Source organism: Aquabacterium sp. (assembly GCF_030652515.1).
GTDB lineage: Bacteria > Pseudomonadota > Gammaproteobacteria > Burkholderiales > Burkholderiaceae_C > Aquabacterium.
In genome coordinates, this window is the sequence record NZ_JAUSAR010000188.1 from 7206 (window position 1) to 33372 (window position 26167).

Genomic DNA, 26167 nt, shown 5'->3' on the forward strand with positions numbered 1-26167 from the left:
ATGAGCACATTTGCGAACCAGAACCACATCGACGGGCTTCTTCACGCCCTCAAGAGTGGAACGCTCACAGCGGCCGAGGTGCTGGGCCAGATCAAGTCTGCGAAGGGGCAGCAAGCCGATGATGCCGCCATGGATCAAGGCGATCGGTCGCATCCCTTGTCACAGGGGCAGCAAGGCTTGTGGGTACTGCAGATGATGCAGCCCCATTCTGCGGCTTACCATGTCCCCCTGGCCTTGCGTTTGCGTGGCTCCGTGGACGCAGAACGCCTGCAGCAGGCGCTGGATCTCCTGGTGCGCCGCCATCCTTTGCTGGCCAGCGCCATTCGTCAGCAGGACGGGCTTGTCCAGGTGCCTCAGCCGGATGGCAAGGTGACATTGAGCTGTGAATCGGCGGCCCCACTGATCGGGCAAGCGCTGCCTTTGTTTCTCAAGCAACTGGCCCAACGTCCCTTTGTGCTCACGCAGGGGCCGCTGATGCGTGCCCACCTTGTGGACGCGGGCGGCGAGGGCAGCGTGCTGCTCCTGGTGGTCCACCACATCGTCTGTGATGCACGGTCTTTGCAAGTGCTGGTGTCGACCTTGCTTGCTGACTACGCAGACCTGCTTCGAGGTCTGCCGGTCGAGTTGAAGCCCTTGCCTGCCCGCTATGCCGACTTCGTGGCATGGGAGGCAGGCCTGATGGCCAGCGATCGCGGCCGTGCATTGCGCGATTACTGGCAAGGTCAACTGGCGGGACCATTGCCCGGTCTTGAACTGCCCACCGCGAAGCCTCGGCATGCGGGCATGCAGGCTTCCATGGGCCCGCAGGGGGCCACCACGTGGTCGATCGCCATGGGGACCGGGCTGGCTCAGCGTGTTCGGGCCTTCGCCCGAGATCAGGGCTTCAACCCGGCGGTGGTCTTGCTGGGCGTCTTCCAGATCTTGCTCCACCGCTACACACAGCAATCGGACATCATTGTCGGCATGCCGACGCTGGGTCGGCTGGAAGAGCGATTCGAATCGCTCGTGGGCTATTTCGTCAACATGATCCCGGTGCGCAGCCGGCTGGACCAGGCGCAGACTTTCCTGGCCACACTGAAGGCCTTGCAGTTGACCATGGTCGATGGCATTGACCACGCCGCCTACCCCTTCCCCGCGCTGGTGCGCGAATTGAAGCTGCCTCGGACGCCAGGGCAAGCACCGGTGTTCCAAGTGGCCTTCGAGTACCAGAACGCGAATGTGATCGGTGGGCTGACACAGTCCGTGGACGGGCTGACCATCGAGGTGCTGCCGGGGATCAATCAGGACGGCGAGTACGAGCTGGCGCTGGAGGTGCACGAGCAGCCCTCAGACTTCACCTTGAACTTCAAGTACGACACCCTTGTCCACGGATCGGCCATGGTCGAACGCATGGCCGAGCATTTCCTGGTGCTGCTGGAGGGGGCGCTGCGAGATCCTGGCAACCCATTGCGGGATCTGCCCATGCTGCTCGAACACGAGCGCCATCAACTGGCGTGCTGGAATGACACCGCCCAGTCCTATCCTCGACACCTGCGGGTAGACCAACTGTTTGCGCAGCGCGCCGCGCAGCGACCGGATGACCTGGCGGTTGCCATGGAAGGGCGCAGCTTGAGCTATGCCCGGTTGGATGCAGAGGTGGGCCGGGTGGCGACCTGCTTGCGCGATCAAGGCGTCCAGGTCGGGCACCTGGTCGGCGTCCACGTGACCCGCTCACCCGAGATGCTGGTGTCCTTGCTCGGGATACTCAGGGCCGGAGCCGCCTATGTGCCATTGGATCCCGCCTACCCCGAGGATCGCTTGCGCTACATGGTGCAAGACAGCGGTGTCCGCCTGGTATTGACCCAGGCCCCGTTGCTCGGTCGTCTTCAATCCCTGCTGCCAGCGGGCAGCCGCGCGGTGGATGTCGAAGTGCTGCAGCACGAAGGCGAAACGTGGGCCGGCGCCACGCAAGCACCCGATGACCTGGCTTATGTGATCTACACCTCGGGCAGCACGGGTCTGCCCAAAGGGGTGATGATTCCCCACCGCGCCTTGAGCAACTTCTTGTCGACCATGGCAATCCGGCCCGGATTGACGGACCAGGACCGGCTGCTCGCGGTGACGACCTACAGCTTCGACATTGCAGGTCTGGAGCTGTTCCTACCCTTGGTGGTGGGTGCCACATGCCACATCTGTCCTGCTGCCGCGACCCGCAACGTCGAGGCGCTGCGAAGAGAAATCGCCCGAGTCCGGCCCACGGTCATGCAGGCGACGCCAGCCACCTGGACCATGCTGTTTCAATCGGGATGGCGCAATGAGGAACAGCTGACCGCTCTGTGTGGTGGAGAAGCCTTGCCTGAGAGTCTGAGGCAATGGTTCAAGCACAGTGGCACCAATGCCTGGAACCTGTTTGGCCCCACCGAGACGACCATCTGGTCCACCGCCGGTCAGGTTGAAGCCGAAGGCCCCATCTCCATCGGCATGCCGATCGGCAACACGCAAATCCATGTGCTGGATGAGGAGCTGAGGCCTTTACCTGCGATGGTGCCGGGCGAGATGCACATTGGGGGCGATGGCGTGGCCAGGGGCTACCTGAACCAACCCGAGCTCACGGCGAAGCGTTTCATCGACGATCCCTTCACCGCGCATGGTGCCAAGCTCTACAAAACCGGTGACCTGGTGCGGTGGCTGAACAATGGCCAGATCGAGTACCTGGGCCGCATCGACACTCAGGTCAAGATCCGGGGGCACCGCATTGAACTGGGCGAGATCGAGAAGGTTCTGTGCGAGCACCTCGCGGTCAGCCAATGCGCGGTGGTGGTTCATGAACATGCCGAGCGCAAGCAGCTGGTGGCTTTCTTGAAGACGGTGGAGGGGCACGCCCAGCCGGATGGCCGTGAATGTCGTGAGCACCTCAAACTCAAGCTGCCCGACTACATGGTTCCGGCGCATTTCGTGGGTGTAGACGATTTTCCGCTGACGCCCAGCGGCAAAGTTGACCGCAAGGCACTCGCCACCCGCCCGCTGGCGCAGGACGCGGTGGTTCAGACCACGCACACCTTGCCGGATCTTTCTCAGATCCAGGCCCGAGTCTTGGGGATATGGCGCAAGGCCCTGGGCCACGATTCGGTCGGGCTGGACGATCACTTCTTCGATGCTGGTGGCGACTCCCTGCTCGCGGTCACCGTGGCCCAGGAAATCGAGAAGGCCTGTGAGGGTGATTTCACGGTCACCCAATTGTTCGAATATGGCACCGTGAGGGCCATCAGCCAGCGCCTTTTACACGGCCGCGAGCCTGGCGGTTCGGGGCCCGCAGCGGCGCCTGAAAAGGCGGCGCCATTGGATGTGACCGGGGCCGCGTCAATCGCAGAAAATAACGCCGACCAGGTTTTTCCCGATTACTACAAAGACTGCCTGGCCATCGTTGGCATGTCGTGCCAGGTGCCGGGAGCGGAGGGTTACCGCGCGTTCTGGGACAACCTTTGCCAGGGCCGTGAAAGCGTGCAGATCTTCAGTGCCGATGAACTCCGGCAGCATGGCGTTCCCGAAGCGTTGATACGGCATCCCGCCCATGTGCCCGTGCGTGCGACGATCGACGGAAAGGATTTGTTCGATCCCGAGTTCTTCAAGATCTCGCCCAAGGACGCCGAACTGATGGACCCGCAATCGCGGCTGCTTTTGCAGAACGCTTGGCATGCCCTGGAGGATGCCGGCTACGTTCCCGCCGACGTGCCGGACACGAGCGTGTTCATGGCGATCAGCACCAACGGGTACAACACGCGGCTCATCGGTGAAGACTCGGCGCAAGTCATCACGGAGGCCGATGACTACCTGGCCTGGGTCCTGGCCCAGCCGGGAACCACACCCACCATGGTGTCACACAAGCTGGGTTTGAAAGGCCCCAGCCATGCGGTTCATTCCAACTGCTCATCGTCGTTGGTGGCCTTGCAGGCGGCTGGTCAATCGATCCGCTGCGGAGAATCCCGCGCCGCGTTGGTGGGGGCGTCCACCATCTTCGCCGGGGAAGGTTTTGGCTACCTCCATCAGCGTGGCATGAACTTCTCAAGCGATGGCCACATCAAGGCGTTCGATGCCAGCGCCGACGGCATGATCCCCGGCGAAGGGGTGGCCGTGATCATGGTCAAAGGCGCGCTGCAAGCCCTGGCCGATGGCGACCACATCCATGCCCTGATCCGCGGCGTGGGTCTGAACAACGATGGCGCAGACAAGGCCGGTTTCTATGCGCCGAGCGTCCAGGGCCAACGCGCCGTGATCGAGAAGGTGCTGGCTGCCACTGCCATCGATCCCTGCAGCATCGGCTATGTCGAAACGCACGGCACGGGCACGGCCCTGGGCGACCCGATCGAGTTCGCGGCACTGCGCGGGGCCTACACCAGGGGCACCGACAAGACGCAGTTCTGTGGCATCGGATCGGTCAAGACCAACATCGGCCATCTCGACACTGCGGCGGGACTCGCCGGCTGTATCAAGGTGGCGCTGGCGTTGACGCACGGCGAGATACCCCCCACGCTCAACTACACCGTTCCCAATCCACGCATCAAGCTGGAGGACTCGCCTTTCTACGTGGCCGACCGTCACCGTCTCTGGCCCGAGGGGGAAGGGCCACGCCGCGCGGCGCTCAGCTCTTTCGGCATTGGTGGCACCAATGCACATGCCATCCTGGAGCAGGCACCTGCCCTGCCTTCCATCGCCAACCCTCATTCGGGATGCTGGCAGGGCCAATGGATCGTGCCCCTGTCGGCCCGCGACGAGGATCGGCTGAAAGCGCATGCCGTGGCATTGCTCGGTTTCCTCCAAGAGTCGTCCAAGCGCGAGACCATCGATTTGCAGCGCCTGGCCTACACCCTGCAGGTTGGCCGCCAGGCCATGGCTTGCCGAGTAGTGTTTCTGGTCAGCGATGTTGATGCGCTGGTGACTTTGCTGGTGCGCCATGTCGCGGGCGAGCGCGTGGATGGCTGCCTGACCGGCCGGATCGATGTGGGTGCTGGCAGGCTGGACGCGATGGACGCGGATGATGGCAATGCGCTGCTGGAAAAATGGTTTCGCGATGGGTCGGCCTACAAGCTGGCGAATGCCTGGATCCGCGGCTTGCCATTGGACTGGAAAAAGCTCTACGGGGCTGGCACGCCTCGGCGCATGAGCTTGCCGACCTACCCGTTCGCCCGGCAGCGTTACTGGGCCGATCGCAAGGTGCCTCCCTCCGGTCATGGACTGGCCATTTCGGCTCCTGTAGCCTCTCCGGTGGCCGAGCCCTCATTCGAGACCATGGGTTTCGAAGAGCATTGGGAGCCTCGCGATTTGGACGTGGCGAACCGAAGCGATGCTGCAGGGCAGGTCGTGGTCTGCTACCTGGCGGGCAACGATGCGGGACAGTCTGTTGCGGCTCGCCTCGCTGAACTGGCACCGCAAGCCCACCTGGTGTTCGTGACCCGGAGCGGGGATGCGGTCCTGCAGGATGTGCAGCACCAGCATGTCGTTGATGAGCAGGACATCGTCGGCCATGCCGATGTGCTGGCCTCGATCCGGTCGCAGTTCGGGCGCCTGGACCGTGTGCTTTGCTTGTGGGCTGCCGATGCCAGGCCCGCATCGCTGGGCATGTCATCGGTGTTGCGATTCCTGCGGGCTCTGCTGCACAAGCCCTTGCCCTGCGGAAGGGTGTTGATCGCGGGGGCGAGCATGAGCCTGACGGATCAGGCCCATCTGGAGTCGGTGATGGCCTTGCCCAAGTCGCTGGGACAGGTCTTGCCAGAGACACAACTGGCGCTGGTGGTGGATGCGTTCGAATCCGAAGACCTGGCCCCGGTCGACTGGCTGAGCCGCCTGTGGCTCGAATCGAGCCTCGACTGCATCCAGAATGTCCTGTACCGGCGGGCACAGCGGCATGTGTGTGCCGTGCGGGCCCTGGCTTGCGCGCCTGTTCATGCACCAGTGCTGAAGTCCTCGGGCAGCTACCTCATCACGGGAGGGGCGGGTGCCTTGGGCCATGCTTTTGCCCGACACCTGGCCGAGCGCTTCTCGGCCCGCCTGATTCTGACCGGCCGCAGCGCGCCGGATGAGCGCATCGAACGGCAACTGCAGGCATTGCGGGCGTTGGGAGGGCAGGCCCTGTATGTGCAGGCGGATTCCTCTGACGAAGCGGCCATGCGGCAGGCCATGATGCAAGGCCAGGAGCTGTTCGGTCCCCTTCATGGGGTGCTGCATGCTGCAGGCTTGGTGGATCCACGGCCTTTCCGGGAGAAAACAGAGGTCGAGTTGGCGCAGAACCTGGCGCCGAAAGTCGAAGGCCTGCTGGTTCTGGACAAACTCCTGGCGGACCAGCCTGTGGACTTCCTGTGCTGCTTTGGATCGTCCGCAGGCATTCTGGGAGATGGCGGCGCTGGCGACTACGCCATGGCCAATCGTTTCCTCTCGGCCTACGCCCGGCTCCGCCAGCAGGGCCGTGCGGATTCTTCGCTCAGGATCCTGACGATTGCTTGGCCGCTGTGGCAGGACGGTGCCATGCGTCCTGGCTCGGCACAGCAAACAGATTTCTACCTGCGGTCAAGTGGCCAGAAAGCCTTGCCAACTGCCGAGGGCCTGCGGATTTTCGAGAGCCTGCTGGCGCAGGACTGTGAACAGCCCTTGGTCTTCCTCGGTCAGAAACACCGCGTGCACCGGTTCCTAGGGCTGGAGCAGGATGATGTACTGGGTGTGCCAGAGGTGGTGGCTCAAGCCATGCCATCCATGGCCGGTCCGGGTTGGCGTCCCCAGATGAAGGGCCTGACGCTGACGCAATGCGTGGCCTGGGACTTGAAGGAGTTGGCCAGCGAGTCCTTGAAGATGTCCCGGGACAAACTGGACCCCGCCGTGAACCTGGCCGACTTCGGATTCGACTCGGTCAACCTGGCTTCCTTTGCCAAGCGGCTGACATCGCACTTCGGCTTTGAGATCGCTCCGACGGCTTTCTTCAGCCACCCCACGCTGGGGCAGTTGGAATCGCACTTGGTGCAGTCCTTCGGGGAAAGTCTTTCGGTCTTCTATGCGACTGCGGTGGAGCATGCGCCCGCGCTTCCCCGGGCGCCTGTTGTGCCCAGTGCCCTGTTGCCACAGCAGCGGTCGACTGTGCCTTCCAGCGATGAGCTCGAGCCCATTGCCATCATTGGCATGAGTGGTCGTTTCCCGGGTGCCCGCACGGTGGAAGAGTTCTGGCGTGTCTTGCGCGAAGGCCAAGAGACGGTCGCGGAGATTCCCCCTGAGCGCTTCGACTGGCGGGTCTACCACGGTGATCCCGCCAAGGAGCCGGGCAAGACCAATGGGCAATGGCTGGGGGCCCTGGAAGGCATCGATGAGTTCGATCCATTGTTCTTCGAGCTGTCCCCGCGCGAGGCTGCGGCCATGGATCCTCGTCAACGACTCTTGCTGCAGGAGGCCTGGCGCGCCCTGGAGGACGCCGGACACGGCAAGGAGCAGTTGCAAAGCGGACGCACGGGCGTGTTCGTCGGCGTGGAGCAGGGCGACTACCGCGCGGTGACCGCAGACGAAGGCAGCGTGACCTCCAACCACGATGGCGTTCTCGCGGCACGCCTGGCGTATGTTCTGGACTTGCGAGGCCCCGTGATGGCCATCAACACCTCGTGCTCTTCGGGACTGGTGGCGGCGCACCAGGCGTGTGTGAGCCTGCGCGCCGGCGATTGCGACACCGCGATCGCGGCCGGGGTGAATCTGTTGCTGTCACCTGAGATATTCGTGGGGCTGGGACAGGCGGGCATGTTGTCTTCGGACGGAAAGTGCCATGCCTTCGATGTGGCGGCCAACGGGATGGTGCCCGGTGAGGCGGTGGTCGCCATGGTGCTCAAGCCATGGCGCCATGCCTTGCGGGATGGCGATCCTGTGTACGCGGTGATCCGGGGTAGCGGCATCAACTACGACGGCAAGACCAATGGCATCACCGCCCCGAGCGGTGCGGCTCAGACAAGGCTGTTGCAGGACATCTACGGTCGGCATCGGATTGATCCGGGGCAGATCGACTACATCGTCACACATGGCACAGGCACCCGTCTTGGTGATCCGATCGAGATCAATGCGCTCTATGAGGCCTTCAAATCCGAGTCGACTCGACCGGGGGCTTGTGCGCTGACGTCCACCAAGACGAACTTCGGCCACACCTTCGCGGCATCGGGTCTGGTGAACCTGGCCTGCCTGGTGCAGGCCATGCGCCATGAGGCGATCCCGCCCAGCCTTCATTGTTCCAAGGAAAGCGATTACATCCCCTGGGCGGCCAGTCCTTTCCGTGTCAACAAACGCCTCCTCCCCTGGCCTGTGAGGGATGGGCAGCCCCGCCTGGGGGCGGTGAGTGCGTTTGGCATGAGCGGCACCAACGCGCACATGGTGGTGCAAAGCCACGACGCGCCGGATGTGGATGAGGCAGCACATGCGCTGCCCTGGGTACTGCTGGCCTTGTCCGCCAAGACAGCTGAAGCCTTGCAGGCCAGGGTCATGGACCTGCTGGCCGCGTTGCGGGAGCGGGCTTGGTCCTTGCCCGATCTGGCGGCCATGAGCCACACTTTGTTGTCCGGCCGACAGCATTTCAGCCACCGCTGCGCTGTGGTGGTCCAGGACCGGGAGGATGCCCTTCACGTGCTGGCCCAGGTGGGAGGACGCGAGAAGCTGCCCAACCTCTTCATGGCCCAGGTGCCCAGGCAGTTCGGCGGGCAGTCGGTGCTGCAGCGTCATGGCGAGCAGCTCCTTGCGCAGATCGCCGATCAGAGCGTGGACACCCGGGATGCGCTGCTGGCACTGGGCGACATGTATTGCCAAGGCTACGAGTTACCCTGGCGCCGGATGTTTGGCGACAAGGCACCTCGGCGCATCCACCTGCCTACCTACCCGTTCGCCCGCGAGCGGCATTGGGCTTCACCGCGCGTGGACCGGGCACTGGCCGCAGAGCGCCTGCACCCGCTGGTACAACGCAACACGTCGGACCTGACAGAGCAACGCTTCAGTTCGACACTGACGGGCACGGAGTTCTTCCTGGCTGACCACGTGGTGGGCGGTCGGCGGGTACTGCCAGGTGCCGCGCACCTGGAGATGGCGCGAGAGGCTGTCAAGTGGGCCGTGGGGCCTGACGCCATGGGCCAGTTCCCTTCAAACATCCGCTTGAGCGATGTGGTGTTCATGCGCCCCGTCGTGGTCGGCAGCGATCCGGTGACTCTGCACATTTCACTGGATCCAACGCCAACTGGGCGGATCGGCTACGAGATCTACCAGTCCCTGGACGATGCGGACATCCTGGTCAGCCAAGGTCAGGCGGTGGTGGGCTTGGCGTCGGCAGAGGAGCCGTTGACTCGTGATCTGGTGGGCTTGCGGCAACTGACTTCGCACCGGGATGTCTCGGCCCAGGCCTGTTACCAGGCCTTTCAGCGAATGGGCTTGGCCTACGGCCCTGCCCACCAGGGCTTGCAGTTGGTTCGCACCGGCTTCGACCACGAAGGACTTCCCCTGGCGTTGGGTGAACTGGCACTGCCCGCCGGCTTGTCCTCGACGTTGAAGGACTTCGTCCTGCATCCGGGACTGCTGGATGCGGCGTTCCAGGTCAGCCTGGGCCTGCTGCTGGCGAATGGTGAAGAGCACTTGCCTCAACGCCCGATGGTGCCATTCGCGCTGACAAGCCTTGAGATCCTCGATGTGATGCCTGCCCGACCGCTGGTGTACGTCAGGTTCAGCCCCGGCAGCTCGCCAAAGTCCAGTGTGCACAAGCTGGACCTGGACATCATGGACGAAGGCGGCAGGGTGTGCGTTCGCCTGCGCGAGTTCAGCAGCCGAGTCATGGAGACGGTCCCGTCGAGCGAGGTGCCCAAGCCCCTGCCCGAGGGCCCTGTCGGAACCTTGATGCTGCAACCTCACTGGCAGGCCAAGGAGGCGCCGGAGGACGCCTCAACCGACCACTCACTGAAGCGCCATGTCTTCCTGGTGGGGGCTACCGTGGATGCCGCCACCCTTGCTGGGCTCCTTCCAGGCGCCGAGGTGGCGCAACTGCTGGCAGGCGATGCCGACACCCACCAAGGCGCGGCCTTGTTCAGTGCCTGCGCGCAGGCACTGCTGGCGAAGGTCCAGCGGATCCTGGCGGCGAAACTCGCGAGCAAGGTGTTGATCCAGTTGGTCATTTCATCGCCTGACGAAGAGCAAGGCGATTCGCCCTTGCAGGCATTGGGCGCCTTGCTCAAGACCGCACAGCAGGAAAATCCGCTGTGCTTGGGGCAAGTCCTGCTCATGCCCCGCTTGACCTCCGAGGGCGAGATGGCCCGGCGTTTGTTGGCCGAGGGTGATGGTTCAGAGGCGCTGGTGGCGTACCGCAGCGGCGAGCGCCAGGTGCTTCAGTTGAAGGAGGCCCAGGCAAGTGAGGAGGTGGCCCCGGTTTTCTGGAAACCGGGTGGTGTCTACCTGTTGACGGGGGGGCTGGGCGGGCTGGGCATGCTGGTGGCGCAAGACATCGCACGGCATGCGCCCGGCGCACGGCTGGTGCTCACTGGCCGCTCATCCTTGAAGACGACCGGGCGTTCCTCGTTGGACGCACTCCGGCGGCAAGGGCTTGTCGTTGATTACCGCGAAACGAACGTGGCTCTGCCGGAGCAGGTCGCTCTCCTCGTGGCAGAAGTGCTGGACCTGCACGGCCACATCGATGGCGTGATCCACGGTGCAGGCGTGTTGCGCGATGGATTCCTCGTGAAGAAAACTGCTGGCGAGTTGCGGGATGTCCTGGCGCCCAAGGTCGATGCCGTGGAGGTGTTGGACGAGGCGACCAAACACCTACCGCTCGACTGCTTTGTGCTGTTTGCATCGACCTCGGGTGTGTTTGGCAATGTGGCGCAGGCCGACTACGCCATGGCCAATGCCTACCTCGACGCGCACGCACATCGGCGAGATGGCCTGGTCCGCAGCAGTGAGCGCCATGGCCGCACGCTGTCCATCGATTGGCCCTTGTGGGATGAGGGGGGGATGAAAGTTGATGCCGCGACGCGTGAGCGCGCCCGGCGTCTTTTCGGCATGGCTCCCCTGCCGACTGCCATGGGGCTGTCGGCATTGCACCAGGCTTTGGCGCAGGATGCGGCCCAGGTCGTGGTTCTCGCCGGGGATGTCGATCGCCTGAAAGGCATGCTGGTTCGTGGGTTCTCGGCGATTCAGCCTGAGCCGTTGGCATCGGCTCAGATTCTCCCCCCAACGACACAGAACGTGGTGGCCGCGGACGATGTGCTGCACGAGAAAACGGCCCGCTACCTCACCAGCCTGATGGCCAAGACGCTCAAGCTGTCCGCCGATCGAATCGACGCGCGGGCGCCCCTGGAGCAGTACGGTATCGACTCCATCATGGTCACCGACTTGACGAGCGCGCTCGAACTCACCTTTGGGGCCTTGTCGAAGACCTTGTTCTTCGAGTATCAGACCATCCATGACCTGACGGGCTATTTTCTGCAGGCTCACCGCGAGCGTGTGGCCGCCCTGGTAGGTGGATCGAAGGCCGTGACCACCGCGCTGCCACCGCGGCACACCATCCCGATCGAGGCGACCGGCCCGGTCAAGGCCAGCCGAACGCGCCGACGTTTTGGCCTGGCTGCTCAGACAGCAGGCGACCAGGCCCCAGGGATGGCCAATGCACTGGACATTGCCATCATCGGCATCAGTGGTCGCTATCCCCAAGCCAGGAACCTGGAGGAATACTGGCGCAATCTGACCCAAGGCTTGAACTGCATCACCGAGATTCCCAGGGAGCGCTGGGACCATGACCATTACTTCGATGTCGAGCGCGGAAAGCTGGGCAAGAGCTACAGCAAATGGGGCGGCTTCATCGATGGCTTCGACGAGTTCGATCCACTGTTCTTCAACATGTCGCCTCGTGATGCTCAGGGCGCCGATCCGCAGGAGCGTGTGTTCCTGCAATGCGCCTACTCGGCCATCGAGGACGCGGGCTACACACGCGAGGCTTTGCGGCGCAAGCACCATGCCGACGGCTTGCCCGGGCAGGTGGGTGTTTTTGTCGGCGTCATGTACCAGGACTACCAGTTGTACGGAGCACAGGCCCAGGTGACGGGTGATGGATTCGCCCTGTCCAGCCAGCCTGCTTCCATCGCCAACCGCGTGTCGTACTTCTGCGGCTTCCATGGCCCCAGCGTGGCGTTGGACACGATGTGCTCGTCATCGCTGACGGCCATTCATCTGGCGGCACACAGCGTGCTGAGGGGCGAGTGCGGCCTGGCAATCGCCGGGGGCGTGAACCTCACGGTGCACCCCAACAAGTACATCACGCTGTCGCAAGGCCAGTTCGCCTCCAGCGAAGGGTTGTGCCGCAGCTTTGGCGAAGGGGGCGACGGCTACGTCCCCGGAGAAGGCGTGGGTGCCGTGCTGCTCAAACCACTGGCCCGCGCTGTCGAGGACGGCGACCAGATCTATGGGGTCATCAAGGGCAGCGCGCTCAACCATGGCGGCAAGACCAACGGCTACACAGTCCCGAATCCGAATGCGCAAGCACAGGTCATCGGCCAGGCGATCCGCCAGGCGGGTGTGCATCCGCGCGCCATCAGCTATCTGGAGGCGCACGGCACGGGCACGCCGCTGGGCGATCCCATCGAGATCACCGGCCTGAGCAAAGCCTATGGCGAACATGGCCAGGATCATCAGTACTGCGCCATCGGATCGGTCAAGTCCAACATCGGCCATTGCGAAAGCGCATCGGGCATGGCGGGGCTGACGAAAGTTCTGCTGCAGATGAAACACGGCGTGCTGGTGCCCAGCCTGCACAGCCATGAGCTCAATGCCAACATCGACTTCGAGAAGACGCCGTTCAGGGTTCAGCAGGGTTTGCAGGAATGGGATCGCCCCGTGTTGGCGCTCGGAACTGCGGAGCCTCGCGAAATGCCTCGCATCGCCGGGTTGTCTTCCTTCGGCGCGGGTGGCGCCAATGCGCACCTCGTCATCGAGGAGTACCGCCAAGCGCGTGCACCTTCACCGCTCCTGGTCAGTGCTGACCGGCCGGTCCTCGTCATTCTGTCGGCCAGGGATGACGAGAGGCTGAGCGCCATGGCGCTCGGCCTGTCCCAGACGCTGCAAGCGGCGCACTGGCAAGACCAGGATCTGGTGGACATCGCCTACACGTTGCAGGTGGGACGGGAGGCCTTCGCCAGCCGTCTGGCCTGCCTGTCGGGCAGCCTGGAGCAGCTGCGCGATCAGTTGCGCCGATTCGCTGCTGGCGAGTCAGCGCTCGACATCGAGGACTTCTACCAGGGACAGCGCTCCGACAAGGATGGCCTGGACATCCTGAGTACCGATGACGACATGGGCGGGCTGCTCCAGGCATGGGTGGCCAAGGGCAAGCTGGGCAAGCTGGCGGAACTGTGGGTCAAGGGCCTGTCGTTCGATTGGGCTGCGCTGCATGGGCAGCACCTTCCCCGGCGCATCAGCCTGCCGAGCTACCCGTTCTCGCCCAAGCGCTACTGGGTGCCCCGACTGCCCGAGGGCAAGGCCTTGCCCGACACGCGTCTGCACGCCTTGTTGCACCGGAACACCTCGGACTTCGAGCGTCAATGCTTCAGTTCAACGTTCACGGGAAATGAGCCATTCCTGCGTGATCACCGGGTCAATGGGCGCAAGGTCCTGCCCGGCGTGGCCTATCTGGAGATGGCGCGGGAAGCCGTCAAGCTGGCGCTGGGCGCCAAGTGGTCCGGCACGGAGACGCCGGAATCGATGCTGGGCCTGGAAGAGGTGGTGTTCATGCGCCCCCTGACCGTCGATGCCGAGCCGGTGCAGGTCCATGTGGTGCTGGAGGTGCAGGACGATGGCCGGGTGGCTTTCGGCGTGCACAGTGGCCAAGGTGAAGACCAGGTCCTGCACAGCCAGGGCTTCGCGGTGCTGGCCGACGGGCCATCTGGGGCGGACATGGTGGACCTGTCTTCCTTGCAACAGTGCCTGGGCGACCACCACCTGGACGCGTCCCGCTGCTACGGCTTGTTCGAAGGCATGGGCCTGGCCTATGGTCCGGCGCACCAGGGACTGCGCTCGGTCCGGACCGGCCGCGATGTCGAAGGGCGCTTGTTCGCCCTGGGTGAACTGGCTAAGCCGGCCACTGCTGGCGTGGATCGCCATGTATTGGCCCCGAGCTTGATGGACAGCGCTCTGCAAGCCTGCATCGGTCTGGTCGATGCCTTGTCCGGCGGGGGCGTGCTTCAGCCACGGATTCCCTTCGAACTGGCGCGTCTGACGGTGTTGGCCGTCGTTCCTGACCAGGCCTGGGCGGTGGTCCGTCTGCAGAGCGAAGTACCTTCGGCCGTTCAGCACCTCGACATTGATGTCGTGGATGGTGAGGGGCGCGTCTGTGTTCGCCTGCACGGCTTCGCATCACGGGTGATGGGCGGTGGCAAAGCCGAGACGGCGGCGCCTGTGCCGCTGATCGGTGAGCTGACGGCCACCACGCGGTGGCGACCGATGGATGAGCTGGTGCATGAATCGTCACCGGTGTGGCCAGCGCCCGAGGAGCGTGTGTTGGTGGTGGCGGGTGCGGCCTCGCGCAAGGAGGCGCTGCTCGCGTTGTACCCAACGGCTCGCCTCATCGACCTGAGTGACCATGACTCGATCGACGTCATCGCCACGCGGCTGGATGCTGGTGCATTCGATCACCTGTTCTGGGTGTTGCCCGATGCAGGGCACATCGCGCTCGACAGCGCATCGGTGATCGAGGCCCAGGGGGTTGGCGTGCTGGCAGGGTTCCGCATGGTCAAGGCCCTGTTGAGCCTGGGCTTCGATGCTCGGCCGTTGAGCATGACGGTGCTGACCTCGCAAAGCGAGGCCGTGGTGCCTGGTGATCCAGTGCATCCGGCGCATGCCAGCGTGCATGGCCTGCTGGGCTCGCTTGCCAAGGAGTTCTCACGCTGGCGCATTCGCGTGCTGGACCTGCCTGGCGGCGATGAAGCCTGGCCGCTGTTCGACGCGCTGCGGCTGCCCGCCGATCCCATGGGCAATGCGCGGGCCTTCCGCCATGGCCAGTGGCATCGCCAGGCGGTGCTGCCCTGTCTGTTGCCCGAACCCTCGGCGCCGGCCTACCGGCGCGGTGGCACCTATCTGATCCTTGGTGGGGCCGGGGGCGTTGGCGAAGTCTTCAGTGAATACCTGATCCGGCAATACGACGCGCAGGTGGTCTGGATTGGCCGCCGCACCCTGGACGACAGAATCCAGAGGCAATGCGAACGGTTGGGCGCATTGGGCAAGCCCCCGAAGTACATCTCGGCCGATGCCGCCGACCTGGGTGCACTGGCGCAGGCCCGAGCCGACATCCAGGCGCAAGTGGGCGCGGTGCACGGCGTCGTGCACGCCACCATCGTGCTGAAAGACCAGACGCTGCTGAAGATGGACGAAGAGACCTTCCGGGGTGCCTTGATGGCCAAGGTGGATGCCAGCGTCAATCTCACCAGGGTGTTTGGCCGGGATCCCCTGGATTTCATCCTTTTCTTTTCGTCAATGCAAACTTTGGCGAAGCTGCCTGGCCAGAGCAACTATGCCGCTGGCTGCACTTTCACCGACAGCTATGCCAAGGCCCTGGACCTTGAGCTTGATGTGCCTGTCAAGGTTGTCAACTGGGGGTACTGGGGCAGTGTGGGCGTTGTTGCCTCTGAGGCATACCGCGAGCGCATGGCCCGCGTCGGCCAGGGGTCGATCGAGCCGACAGAGGCCATGGGTCTGTTGGAGCGCCTGCTGACGGCCCCGGTCGATCAGGTGGCGTTTCTGAAGACGACGGACGAACGCGTCGCCCGGCAGATGGGCATGGATGGCAGTCAGGCCATTGTGATCGCCCCGGCCATCCAGCCGGGCATGGCAGCCTTGCCTGCGGTGACCAACCTGCCGACGCCCATGGACGTGGACGATGCCGTGAGCAGGATGCAGGCGTTTGAGGCGCGCCTGGCCGAGATGCTGTGGCTCCAACTGTGCGAAGCAGGGCTGTTCAAGACCGGCTCGCAGGGGGTGGACGAGGTGTCCTCGCTGATTGGCATGCCGCCCTCCAGCAAGGCTTGGCTGCAGGCGACGTTCGAGGTTCTGGTTCACCAGGGCCACCTTCGCTCCAAGGGCATGCAGTACGAAGCCGTGAGCAGCTCAAGGCCCGACGCAGCCGCGTTGTGGCAGGACTGGGACACCGAGTGTGCCCGGGTGACGGATGCCAACCAGCAGGCGCAGTGGCGCCTGGTCGACACCATGCTCCGCCATCTGCCCGAGATCCTGACGGGGCGGCGTCCGGCCACGCAGATCATGTTCCCGAATTCATCCATGGAGTTGGTTGCAGGGATCTACAAGGACAACCCCATCGCGGACTATTTCAACGCCGTTCTGGTCGAGGCCTTGGTCAAGTACATCGAATCACGGCTCGAGAAAGATCCCGCTGTGCGCCTGCGCTTGATTGAGGTCGGTTCGGGCACGGGGGGCACCAGTGCCATGGTTTTCCAGCGCCTTGCGCCGTACGCTGACCGCATTGCGGAGTATTGCTACACAGACATCTCCAAGGCCTTCCTGGCGCACGGGCAACGGCAGTACGGCGCGGACGCACCGTATCTGCAGACGCGCTTGCTGAACATCGAAGACGCCCCGGCCCTGCAAGGCTTCGACGTCGGCGAGTTCGACGTGGTCATCGCCACCAATGTCCTGCACGCGACGCGGGACATGCGTCGCACGGTGGGGCATGTCAAATCGCTGCTCAAACGCGAGGGTGTTCTGCTGCTCAACGAAGTGTCCAGCAACAGTCTTTTCGCGCACCTCACCTTCGGGATGCTGGAGGGCTGGTGGTTGTTCAGCGATGGCGCACGCCGCATTCCGGGTTCTCCGGCCTTGTCGCCCGAAAGCTGGCGCCAAGTGCTGAGTGCGGAAGGTTTCTCGGTCCCGCTTTACCCGGCTGAAGTGGCCCATCCATTGGGACAGCAAGTGGTGGTGGCAGCCAGCGATGGCGTGTTCAGGCGGGCGTATGCCATGGCCAGACCATCTGCCACGCCAGGGGCGGCAGTCAAGCCTTCGACACCACCCAAGGCGCAGGCCACCGCACTGGCAGCCACGAAGTCGGCCGACCATCCCGAGCCGCTGGCATCGGGAGATTTCAACGCGCGTGTGCGATGGGCCGCCGCCGAGCGCGTCAAGGCCAGCATCGCCGAGCACTTGATGATGCCTGTGGACCAGGTGAAGGCCAACGAGCCGCTTGAGAACTATGGTGTCGATTCGTTGGTGGTGGTCAAGCTCACGGATGTCCTGCGAGAGTCATTCGAGAGCGTGACGCCGACGATGTGGTTTGAGCACCAGACCGTTGATGCGGTCGTGAATCACTTGTTCTCCACCAGTCGGGATGAACTGATCCGTTTTGCCCAGGTCGCAGAACAAGGACAGGCTTCCGAAGGCGCCTCTGAGGCGCCGGCAGCGGTTGTTCCTCGTTCTGCTGCCGTGGCGTCGGTGTCCATGCTGCCTCCGGGGCCCGGACGCTTCGCCAGACCGGCGGTCCCGACCTTGTCTGGGCGCACCGTCGAGCAAAGGGGTGTTCAGGACATGGCCATCATCGGGTTGTCCGGGCGGTACCCGGATGCGCCCACGGTGGCCGACTTCTGGGATCGTTTGCTGGGCGGCGCAAACTGCGTCAGCGAGATCCCACCTCAGCGATGGGACTGGCAGACGCTCTTCAGTGAGCAAAAGGGCATGGAGGGCCGCATCTACACCCGCTGGGGTGGTTTCATCGAAGACGCGGATGCCTTCGATGCCCCGTTCTTTGGCATACCAGCCAAGGAGGCGGAGCGCATGGACCCCCAGGAGAGGTTGTTCCTTCAGGAAGCCCATGCCTGCGTCTCAGAGGCTGGCTATGTGCCCGGTGAGCTTGCCAAGCAAGGCCGTGTCGGCGTGTTCGTGGGGGTGATGAACAACACCTACCAGTGGCAACCTTCGCATTGGTCTGTGGCCAACCGGGTGTCTTACACCCTGGGTTTCAACGGGCCGAGCATCGCGGTGGACACGGCCTGTTCTTCCTCTTTGTCGGCACTGCACCTGGCCTTGCAAAGTCTTCGCAGCGGCGAGATCGGTTGTGCTCTGGTCGGCGGGGTGAACATCATCGCCACGCCGGTTCATTACATCGGCTTGTCGGCCATGAAGATGCTGTCCTCCGGCAACGAGTGCAAGTCCTTCGGCGCCGAGGCCGATGGCTTCGTGGACGCGGAGGGCGTCGGCGCCGTGCTGATCAAGCCCCTTGCACAGGCCCTGGCCGATGGCGACCACATCCATGGGGTGATCAAAGGCAGTGCCATCAACCACAGCGGGCGAACCATGGGCTACACCGTGCCCAGCCCTGGGGCGCAGTCGTCCGTCATCGCGGATGCCCTTCGGGCGTCGGGGGTTGACGCCCGCCACATCACTTACGTCGAGGCGCATGGCACGGCGACCCCGCTGGGCGATGCCATCGAGTTGTCCGGCCTGTCGAAAGCCTATGGTGAACACACGCAGAACCGGCAGTACTGCGCCATCGGATCGGTCAAGAGCAACATGGGCCACTGCGAAAGTGCATCAGGCATGGCGGGGTTGACCAAGGTCCTGCTGCAGATGAAGCACGGCATGCTCGTGCCCAGCTTGCATGCGCAGGAGACAAATCCCGGCATTCGCTTTGAGGAAACCCCCTTCCGTGTCCAACGTGTGGCCGAGGCCTGGCCACGGATCGTGGTCGAACAAGGTGGACGCACCATCGAGCGTCCACGGTGCGCTGGCATCTCATCCTTTGGTGCTGGCGGAGCCAATGGCCACGTGATCGTGGAGGAGCACATCGAGACGCGGGCGGCGCATGCCGTGCCGACGCCAGCCAGTGTGCTGTTGGTCTTGTCTGGCAAGGATGGCCAAAGCCTTCATGAACAAGTGGCACGACTGCTCAAGGCATTGCCGGCCTTTTCCGATGCCGATCTGGCCGACATCGCCTTCACTTTGCAGATCGGGCGTGAAGCCATGCGCGAGCGCCTGGCTTTGGTGGTGTCGTCTCTGGATGAGCTGCGGAGCAAACTTCTACACTGGCATGAGGCGCCGAGTCGGCGTCAAGGCGAAGATGGTGTCCATGCCGGTGCCGTCGGGCGTGATGGTGGAACCTTGGCGCAGGTCAGCGGTGATGAAGAGTTCCAGCAGGCGGTCGTCCAGTGGATCGAACGAGGCAAGCTCCACCGTCTGGCGGATCTGTGGGTGCAAGGACTGGCCATCGATTGGTCACTGATGCACGGAGCGGGAGCTTCCATCCGACGTCGGGTCAGCTTGCCCACCTATCCCTTTGCCCGGGAGCGCCATTGGGTTCCGGCACCCCGGACCCTGCCGCCGGGGTTGCAAGCGCTGCCGGTGGCCGAAGCGCCCGCAGCGCACAGCCCGAAGGTGGCGCAAAGGCCTGCCATGGCTTTGCCGGGTACCCAGGTGCCGGGGCAGTCCATGCCTTTGCTCACGCAGGTCGAAACCTACCTGCGCCAACAGGTGGCAAGTGCTTTGAGCATCCCCTTTGGCAGTGTCGATGCGTCCGAGCCGCTTGATCGATTGGGCTTGGACTCCGCCAGTGTCATGGCACTGACCGAGACCCTGCGCCAGCAACTGGGTGAGTTGAGCGCAACGGTGTGGTTCGAGTACCGAACCATTGCTGAGCTGGCGAACCACCTGGTCCATACACGCGGGGAAGCCTTGTCTGGCATCTCCGGTTTGGAAGGCTCTGTGGCTTTGCCATCCCTGATGGCAGAGGCGCCCGACCAGGCGTTCGCTGCGGGCCGGTACCGAGACGTGCTGGAGCGTCTGGCCCGGGGAGGGATGGATGTCGATGACGCCATGGAAATGACGCAATGACGACGATTTCAATGTGGAGTGGAGAACTGTCATGCAAGACTTGAAGAGATACATCTTTCAGGAGGTGCGGGATGGCCGCCTGCCCGTCGACGCGGCCGCAAGCTACCTGGCTCACCTGGACAAGGTGGTGTCGGCATCCACCGACTCCCGCTCCCTGCCTGACCGATCAGGTGGCGAGGCGGGTGCCGTGGCGATCATCGGGATGGCCGGACGCTATCCGCAAGCTGACGATGTGGCCGAGTACTGGCGCAACCTGGTGGAGGGCGTTGATTGCATCACCGAGGTGCCTGCCCGAAGGTGGCTTCTGGACGACTTTTACCGTGAGGATCCCCAGGCCGCGAAGGCGGAAGGACTCAGCTACTGCAAGTGGGGCGGCTTTCTCAAGGACATCGAGCATTTCGACCTTGAATTTTTCGGCATCAGCCATGACGAAGCCAGGCATCTGGGCCCCAAGGAACTGCTGTTCCTGGAGGTGGCTTGGCAGGCCATGGAGGCCGCGGGCTACACGAAGGCCGGGTTGCATCAGTCGGTATCGGGCGACGTGGGCGTGTTCGTCGGGACCGCGCCGGGAACCCATCATCACTTTGGTGTCGGGAGCCAGCGCAATGCGCGGGCGCATGCGGTGTCGATAGGCTCAATCGCCAATCGCGTTTCCCGGACCTTCGATTGGCGCGGGCCGAGCATGTCAATCGACACGCAAAGCTCGTCGTCCCTCACGGCCCTGCACCTGGCCTGCGAAAGTCTGCACCGAGGTGATTGCCAGGCGGCATTGGTTGGCGGGATCACCTTGCTGTATCCGGAGTTGTTCGTTTACCTGAGCCAACTGCGCCTTCTGGCCAGCCAGCCGGACAGCCGCAGTTTTTCCCAAGGCGATGGTCTGTTGTTGGCGGAAGGGGCGGTGGCCATGCTGCTCAAACCTCTGGACCGCGCGGTCGCCGATGGCGACAACATCCAGGCGATCATCCGTGGCACGGCGGCCAATCATGCTGGTAGTCTGGGGCCTCACATGATTCCCAATGTATCGGCGCAGGCCAGGTTGCTGGAGACCGTGCTTCAGCGTGCTGGTGCAGCGGCACACACCATCGGGTGCGTTGAATCTGCGGCCAATGGCTCTCCGCTGGGTGATGCGATTGAAGTGGCAGCACTGGTTCGGGCGTTTGGAAAACAGTCTCTCGGTCCGCAATCCATCGCTTTGTCTTCTGCGAAATCGGCCATCGGCCATGCAGAGGCCGCATCGGGCATGACACAACTGACCAAGGCCATTCTCCAGGTGCGGAACGGCCAGATCGCGCCAGGACGGGTGCCTGAGACGATCAACAGCAATCTGAGTCTGAATGACACGCCATTCTTCCTGCCCGACCATGTGCAGGATTGGCCAGGTGCTGAATCGTCCGTGGGTGTTGTTGAAGCCCAGCAAAACCGGCGGGCCTTGGTCAACTCGTTTGGCGCGGGCGGCTCGTATGCCAGCGTGGTGATCGAAGAGCACAAGCCCTCGGCCCGGTTTGTGGCCCGGCAGGCACCATCGGCACAGCCGTGGCTGGTGGTGCTGTCTGCCCGAAGCATGGATCGTCTGGCCGCCAGCATGAGCCTTCTGGGCAACTTCGTGCGCAAGCACCTCGACGTGACGCTGGAAGATCTTGCCTACACGCTCCAGGTCGGGCGCGAAAGCATGGCATTCCGCTGGGCCGCCATCGTTCGCGACCGCGATGAACTGCTGAGGGCGCTCACCGCGGGTGCATCACCAGTGCACGATGCCGCGGTGGGGGGAGGGTTGCCTGTTTTCATGGGCAATGCCCATGACCATCAGGCCGAGATGAGCCGGTGGCTGGACGAGCGGGCGCAACAGGATTTGCTCTTGCGCTACGCGCAAGAGCAGGATCTGGAGCGGATCGCCGCGTGCTGGGTGACGGGCGCCAAGGTGCCATGGCCCGTCATGCACGAAGGGACGGGACGGCAACGCATCACCTTGCCGGGTTACCCGATGTCGAGGGTGAGCATCACACATTCGCCAGATGACGGTCTTCAGGCCATGGCGAGGTCCGTGGCCTGAACCAGCCATCCAACGCGAACGCAATCAAATCAATGGAGGAAATCTGACATGAGCATCAACATGAACCCGGTATCGGACACGGCCTACTACTGCTGCGGCGTGCGCATGCAGGATGCGCAAAGAGCGCGCTCATTCTGTGGCGACGCCTACGCGAAAGTTTTCATGGATGAACGGGGCATGAAAATTTTCGACAAGTTCAAGCACCTGACCTTGTCCAACGTGAACAACATCAGCCGGTGCCTGATCATTGATGATGCCGTGAGACAGCGCCTGACAAAGGACAGCGGTCTGACCATCATTTCCATCGGCGCCGGATTTGACACCCGGCCTTATCGCTTGAAGGGCGGCCACTGGATTGAACTGGATGAACCCCAGATCATCGACCACAAGAACGAAAAATTGCCGGTCAGCCAGTGCAGCAATGCCCTGACGCGGATTGCCATCAACTTCGCCAATGAATCGTTGAGCGACAAGCTGGCGTTCCTGGACGGAAACAAACCGGTTCTGATCATCATCGAGGGGGTGATCATGTACCTGGAGCAGCCAGCGGTGGCCAAGACCATTGCCGAGATCACGGCGAAGTTTCCGGACCATGATGTGATCTGTGATCTCATGCCCCGCCGCTTTTTCGACAAATACGCTTCCAAAAGCATCCACAAGCTGATCCAGGAGCTGGGTGCCTCTTTCGCCACGCTGCCCGAGGTTCCCCGCAAGGTATTCCTCGACAACGGCTATCAACTGATGGGGGTGGTGCCCACCTACCAGTATGCGCATGAGATCGGCGCATTCAAGGAATTGTTGAAGTTGCCGCGCTTCGCGAGCGGTTTCATGCTGAATGTGCTGATGCCCGACCTGAAGGACTATGCGGTCCATGAGTTCAAGTTCAAGGGGGCACGATGATTGCGCATGTTTTTCCTGGGCAGGGGGCTCAGAAGCGGGGCATGGGCCAGGGACTTTTCGATGACGTGGCCGAGTTCCGCGAACTGGAGCCGCACATCGATGCCCTGCTGGGCTATTCAATCCGCCAGCTTTGCCTGGAGGATCCCGACAACCGCTTGAAAGAAACCCAGTACACCCAGCCGGCACTGTACGTGGTCAACGCCCTGCACCACTGGAAGGCGCGGGCCGACGGTGCGCAGCCCGCCATGTTGGCCGGCCACAGCCTGGGCGAGTACAACGCCCTGCTGGCAGCGGGGTCCTTCTCCTTCCTCACGGGCTTGCGCCTGGTCCAGAAGCGCGGTGAGCTGATGTCGCAGGCGCGTGACGGTGGCATGGCGGCTGTGCTGGGCATGGGGGTGGACAAGATCGGTGGGGTGCTGATGAGCAACCAGCTGTCTGCGATCGACATCGCCAACCACAACACACCGCAGCAGGTGGTCATCTCGGGCAAGACCGTGGACCTGGAGCGTGCCAGGCCCTTGCTGGAAGCCGCTGGCGCGCAAACGGTGGTGACCTTGCCGGTCAGCGCCGCTTTCCACTCGCGGTACATGGACAAGGCAGCCCGAGCCTATGAGGATTTCTTGTGGGGGTACAGCTTCAAGGCACCTGTGACGCCGGTCATCGCGAATGTGACCGGGCTGCCATATGCCTGTGAAGGTGATGCCACTCAGCAGATCCGCACCATGCTTGTCAAGCAGATCACGCACTCGGTGCATTGGTCCAGCAGCATCCAGTACATGCGTGCGCAGGGGGCCCTCGATTTCATGGAAATGGGGCCAGGTAATGTCCTGACCCGCATGCTGGCGCACATCACGAAGACATGAGCATGGTGGCGTTGGTAAAACTCAAGGCGGTGGAGCGCCCACGCGGGCGCTTGCTGTGCTTCCCCTATGCCGGTGGCAATGCCGTGGCTTTTCACCCATGGCGATCCCACCTTCCGGAGGACGTGGAGTTGTGGGCCGCCCAGTACCCGGGGCGCGGCTACCGATTTCGCGAAGCACCGTTCACGCGGCTCGCAGACCTGCTGGCCGAACAACTGCCATTGGTGCGCGGGCTTTGTGCATTGCCGACCGTGTTCTTCGGGCACAGCATGGGCGCCACCGTGGCGTTCGAGCTGACCCAATTGCTTTGGGCGCAGTCCGGTGGCCCCATGCCAAAGCATCTGTTCTTGTCGGCCCGGGCGGCGCCGCACGATCTGCCCACCGCAGGCGGCATCGCCCCATTGCCTGATCTGAGTGATGGCGAGCTCCTGCGTCGGCTGCATGCCTTGTCCGGAACGCCTGCAGCCGTGTTGAACAGTCCCGAGCTGATGGGCCGGGCATTGCAGAACCTGCGGGCCGACCTGCGCTGCCTGCATGGTTGGTGGCCTGGCCCCAGGGCGCCGCTGCCTATTCCCATCACCGCCTTCGGCGGTCGGGACGATCCATTCGTCGCTTTCGCGGACCTGGAAGGCTGGCGGGCGCACACCAGTGTGGCCTTCAAGCAGCATCAGTTTCCGGGGCACCATTTTTTCTTGCGCGAGTGCTATCCAGATCTGCTTGATCGCATGTCCAGGCATTTGGCAACCTTGGCTTTGCCCGGCGATGGTCTTGATCCGAGGCATCTGGATGTCCACTAAGCGCATGGCGATGCTGGACCGTCCTGGAAAAGTCGACGTCTGGCTTTTGCCTTTCAGCGAGATGAACGCCACAGTGCACCAGTGGTGCATGCCATTGCTGGATGCGGCAGAACGGGTGCAAGCTGGCCGATTCCTCCTGGACAAGCCGCGTGACCAGTACGTGGTGTCACGGGCCATGGTGCGCCAGGTGCTCGCGGACTACCTGGGCATCCCACCCCTGTCCTTGTCGTTTGCGAGGAACGACCACGGCCGTCCTCACATTGCCTCGCCCCGCCAGGCCATGGGGCTTCACTTCAGCCTTTCCCACACGGAAGGGCTGATCGCGCTGGCCGTGGCGCTCGTCCCTGCGGTCGGACTCGATGTCGAAACTGTGAACCGAGAGGCCGACGTGGAGGGCATTGCATGCCACTACTTCTCGGCGTTCGAATGGGATGCCTTGCGCCTACTCGATGGCTGGGCGCAGAGAGAAGCCTTTCTCGCACTGTGGACGGTCAAAGAGGCCTACATCAAGGCTTGCGGCAAGGGCTTGTCCATCCCGCTCAATGGCTTCGCCGTGCAACTGCTGCCCCAGTCTGCCAGGCTGTTGCACAACAGCGATGAGATCGAAGCTGCGAAGAACTGGCGATTTTTCAGACAAAGGCCATTGCCAGACCATCTTCTGGCCGTGGCCGCCGCATTGGACCACGCAGATACTCTGGATTGCCGGGTGCGTTGGTTCGACATCCAGGGAGTGACTTCATGAAGAAAGTTTTCTTGTTTTCCGGGCAAGGTTCGCAGTATTACCAGATGGGCCGGAGTCTTTACCGCAGTAGTGCGGTTTTCCGGAACCGGATGGACCGCCATGACGAGATCCTGGCCGACTTGCTCGGCCATTCCGTGCGCGATGTGATCCATGGTGAACGGTCACGTTCTGATCGATTCGATCAAACCATGCTGGCTGGAGCGGCGATCTGCATGATCGAGCTGTCACTGGCCGAGACGCTGGTCCATCACGAGGTGATGCCGGATATCGTGTTGGGCGCGAGCCTGGGGGTGTTCGCTGCCGCGGTGATGGCAGGCTCGCTCAGTGCCGAGCAGGCCTTGCAGCTCACCGTTCGCCAGGGACAGGTTTTCGAACGGTGCTGTGAAGCGGGCACGATGGTGGCGGTGTTGGGCTCACCGTCGATTTACCACCGCACGCCAACCTTGCGGGATAACAGCGACATTGCCGCCATCAACTTCGATGGCCATTTCGTGCTGGCATTGCCGCAGGAAGCCTGGCCTGAGGTGGAAAGTGCCTTGAGGCACAGTGGTGAGACCTACCAGCGCATGTCGGTTTCCAGGGCTTTCCATTCCCGTTGGATCGATTCGGCTGAGGCTGAATTCAAAGCCTGCGTCCGCGGGATGCGGGCGCTGCCGCCGCGCATGCCGCTGGTGTGCTGCGCCCCTGCGGCGGCCCTGTCCAGTGTGGATGAAGAGACGCTGTGGCAGACCGTGCGGCAGCCGATCCGGTTCCAGACGGCAGTGGCCGAGCTTGAAAGAAGCGGGCCCTGTTTGTACGTGGATGTGGGGCCGTCCAGCACCTTGGCCACCTTCCTCAAGTACCAGCTTCCGCCGGGATCGCCGTCGGCGATTCAGCCTTTGATGACCATGTTTGACCAGGACGTCAGTCACTTTCAAAAGCTCGTGCCGACGTTCGTGCCTGTTCCTTGCTGACCGCGCCACCAGTTCAGCATGTGCTGGGC

7 protein-coding genes are annotated in these 26167 nt (G+C 63.2%); all 7 read left to right on the forward strand.

Translation table 11 applies throughout. The features are described 5' to 3' along the window. From Q7V20_RS20995 to Q7V20_RS21025, 7 genes are read left to right on the forward strand one after another with little or no spacing between them, the layout of a single operon-like run. The gene (locus Q7V20_RS20995) at positions 1 to 19836 is read left to right on the forward strand and encodes a non-ribosomal peptide synthetase (protein WP_304795600.1); all 19836 of its coding nucleotides are present in this window, start codon (positions 1 to 3) and stop codon (positions 19834 to 19836) included. Between the two features lie 31 nt (positions 19837 to 19867). Beyond that, the gene (locus Q7V20_RS21000) at positions 19868 to 21886 is read left to right on the forward strand and encodes a polyketide synthase (RefSeq protein ID WP_304795602.1); all 2019 of its coding nucleotides are present in this window, start codon (positions 19868 to 19870) and stop codon (positions 21884 to 21886) included. Between the two features lie 48 nt (positions 21887 to 21934). Then, on the forward strand, positions 21935 to 22786 hold the full coding sequence (locus tag Q7V20_RS21005) for a class I SAM-dependent methyltransferase (protein ID WP_304795603.1): 852 nt from the start codon (positions 21935 to 21937) through the stop codon (positions 22784 to 22786). After that, positions 22783 to 23649, forward strand: coding sequence for an ACP S-malonyltransferase (gene fabD / locus Q7V20_RS21010; RefSeq protein ID WP_304795605.1), 867 nt, complete (start codon positions 22783 to 22785; stop codon positions 23647 to 23649). Before Q7V20_RS21005 ends, fabD begins: the two co-directional genes overlap by 4 nt. Continuing rightward, entirely contained in the window at positions 23646 to 24443 is a 798-nt protein-coding gene (locus Q7V20_RS21015) for a thioesterase II family protein (RefSeq protein WP_304795607.1), read from the forward strand. Before fabD ends, Q7V20_RS21015 begins: the two co-directional genes overlap by 4 nt. Beyond that, positions 24433 to 25185, forward strand: a complete 753-nt coding sequence (locus Q7V20_RS21020) for a 4'-phosphopantetheinyl transferase superfamily protein (RefSeq protein WP_304795609.1) — start codon at positions 24433 to 24435, stop codon at positions 25183 to 25185. The genes Q7V20_RS21015 and Q7V20_RS21020 overlap by 11 nt, the downstream gene beginning before the upstream one ends. After that, complete coding sequence (locus Q7V20_RS21025) at positions 25143 to 26138, forward strand: acyltransferase domain-containing protein (RefSeq protein ID WP_304795611.1); 996 nt, start codon at positions 25143 to 25145, stop codon at positions 26136 to 26138. Before Q7V20_RS21020 ends, Q7V20_RS21025 begins: the two co-directional genes overlap by 43 nt. The last annotated feature ends 29 nt before the right edge of the window (positions 26139 to 26167 follow it).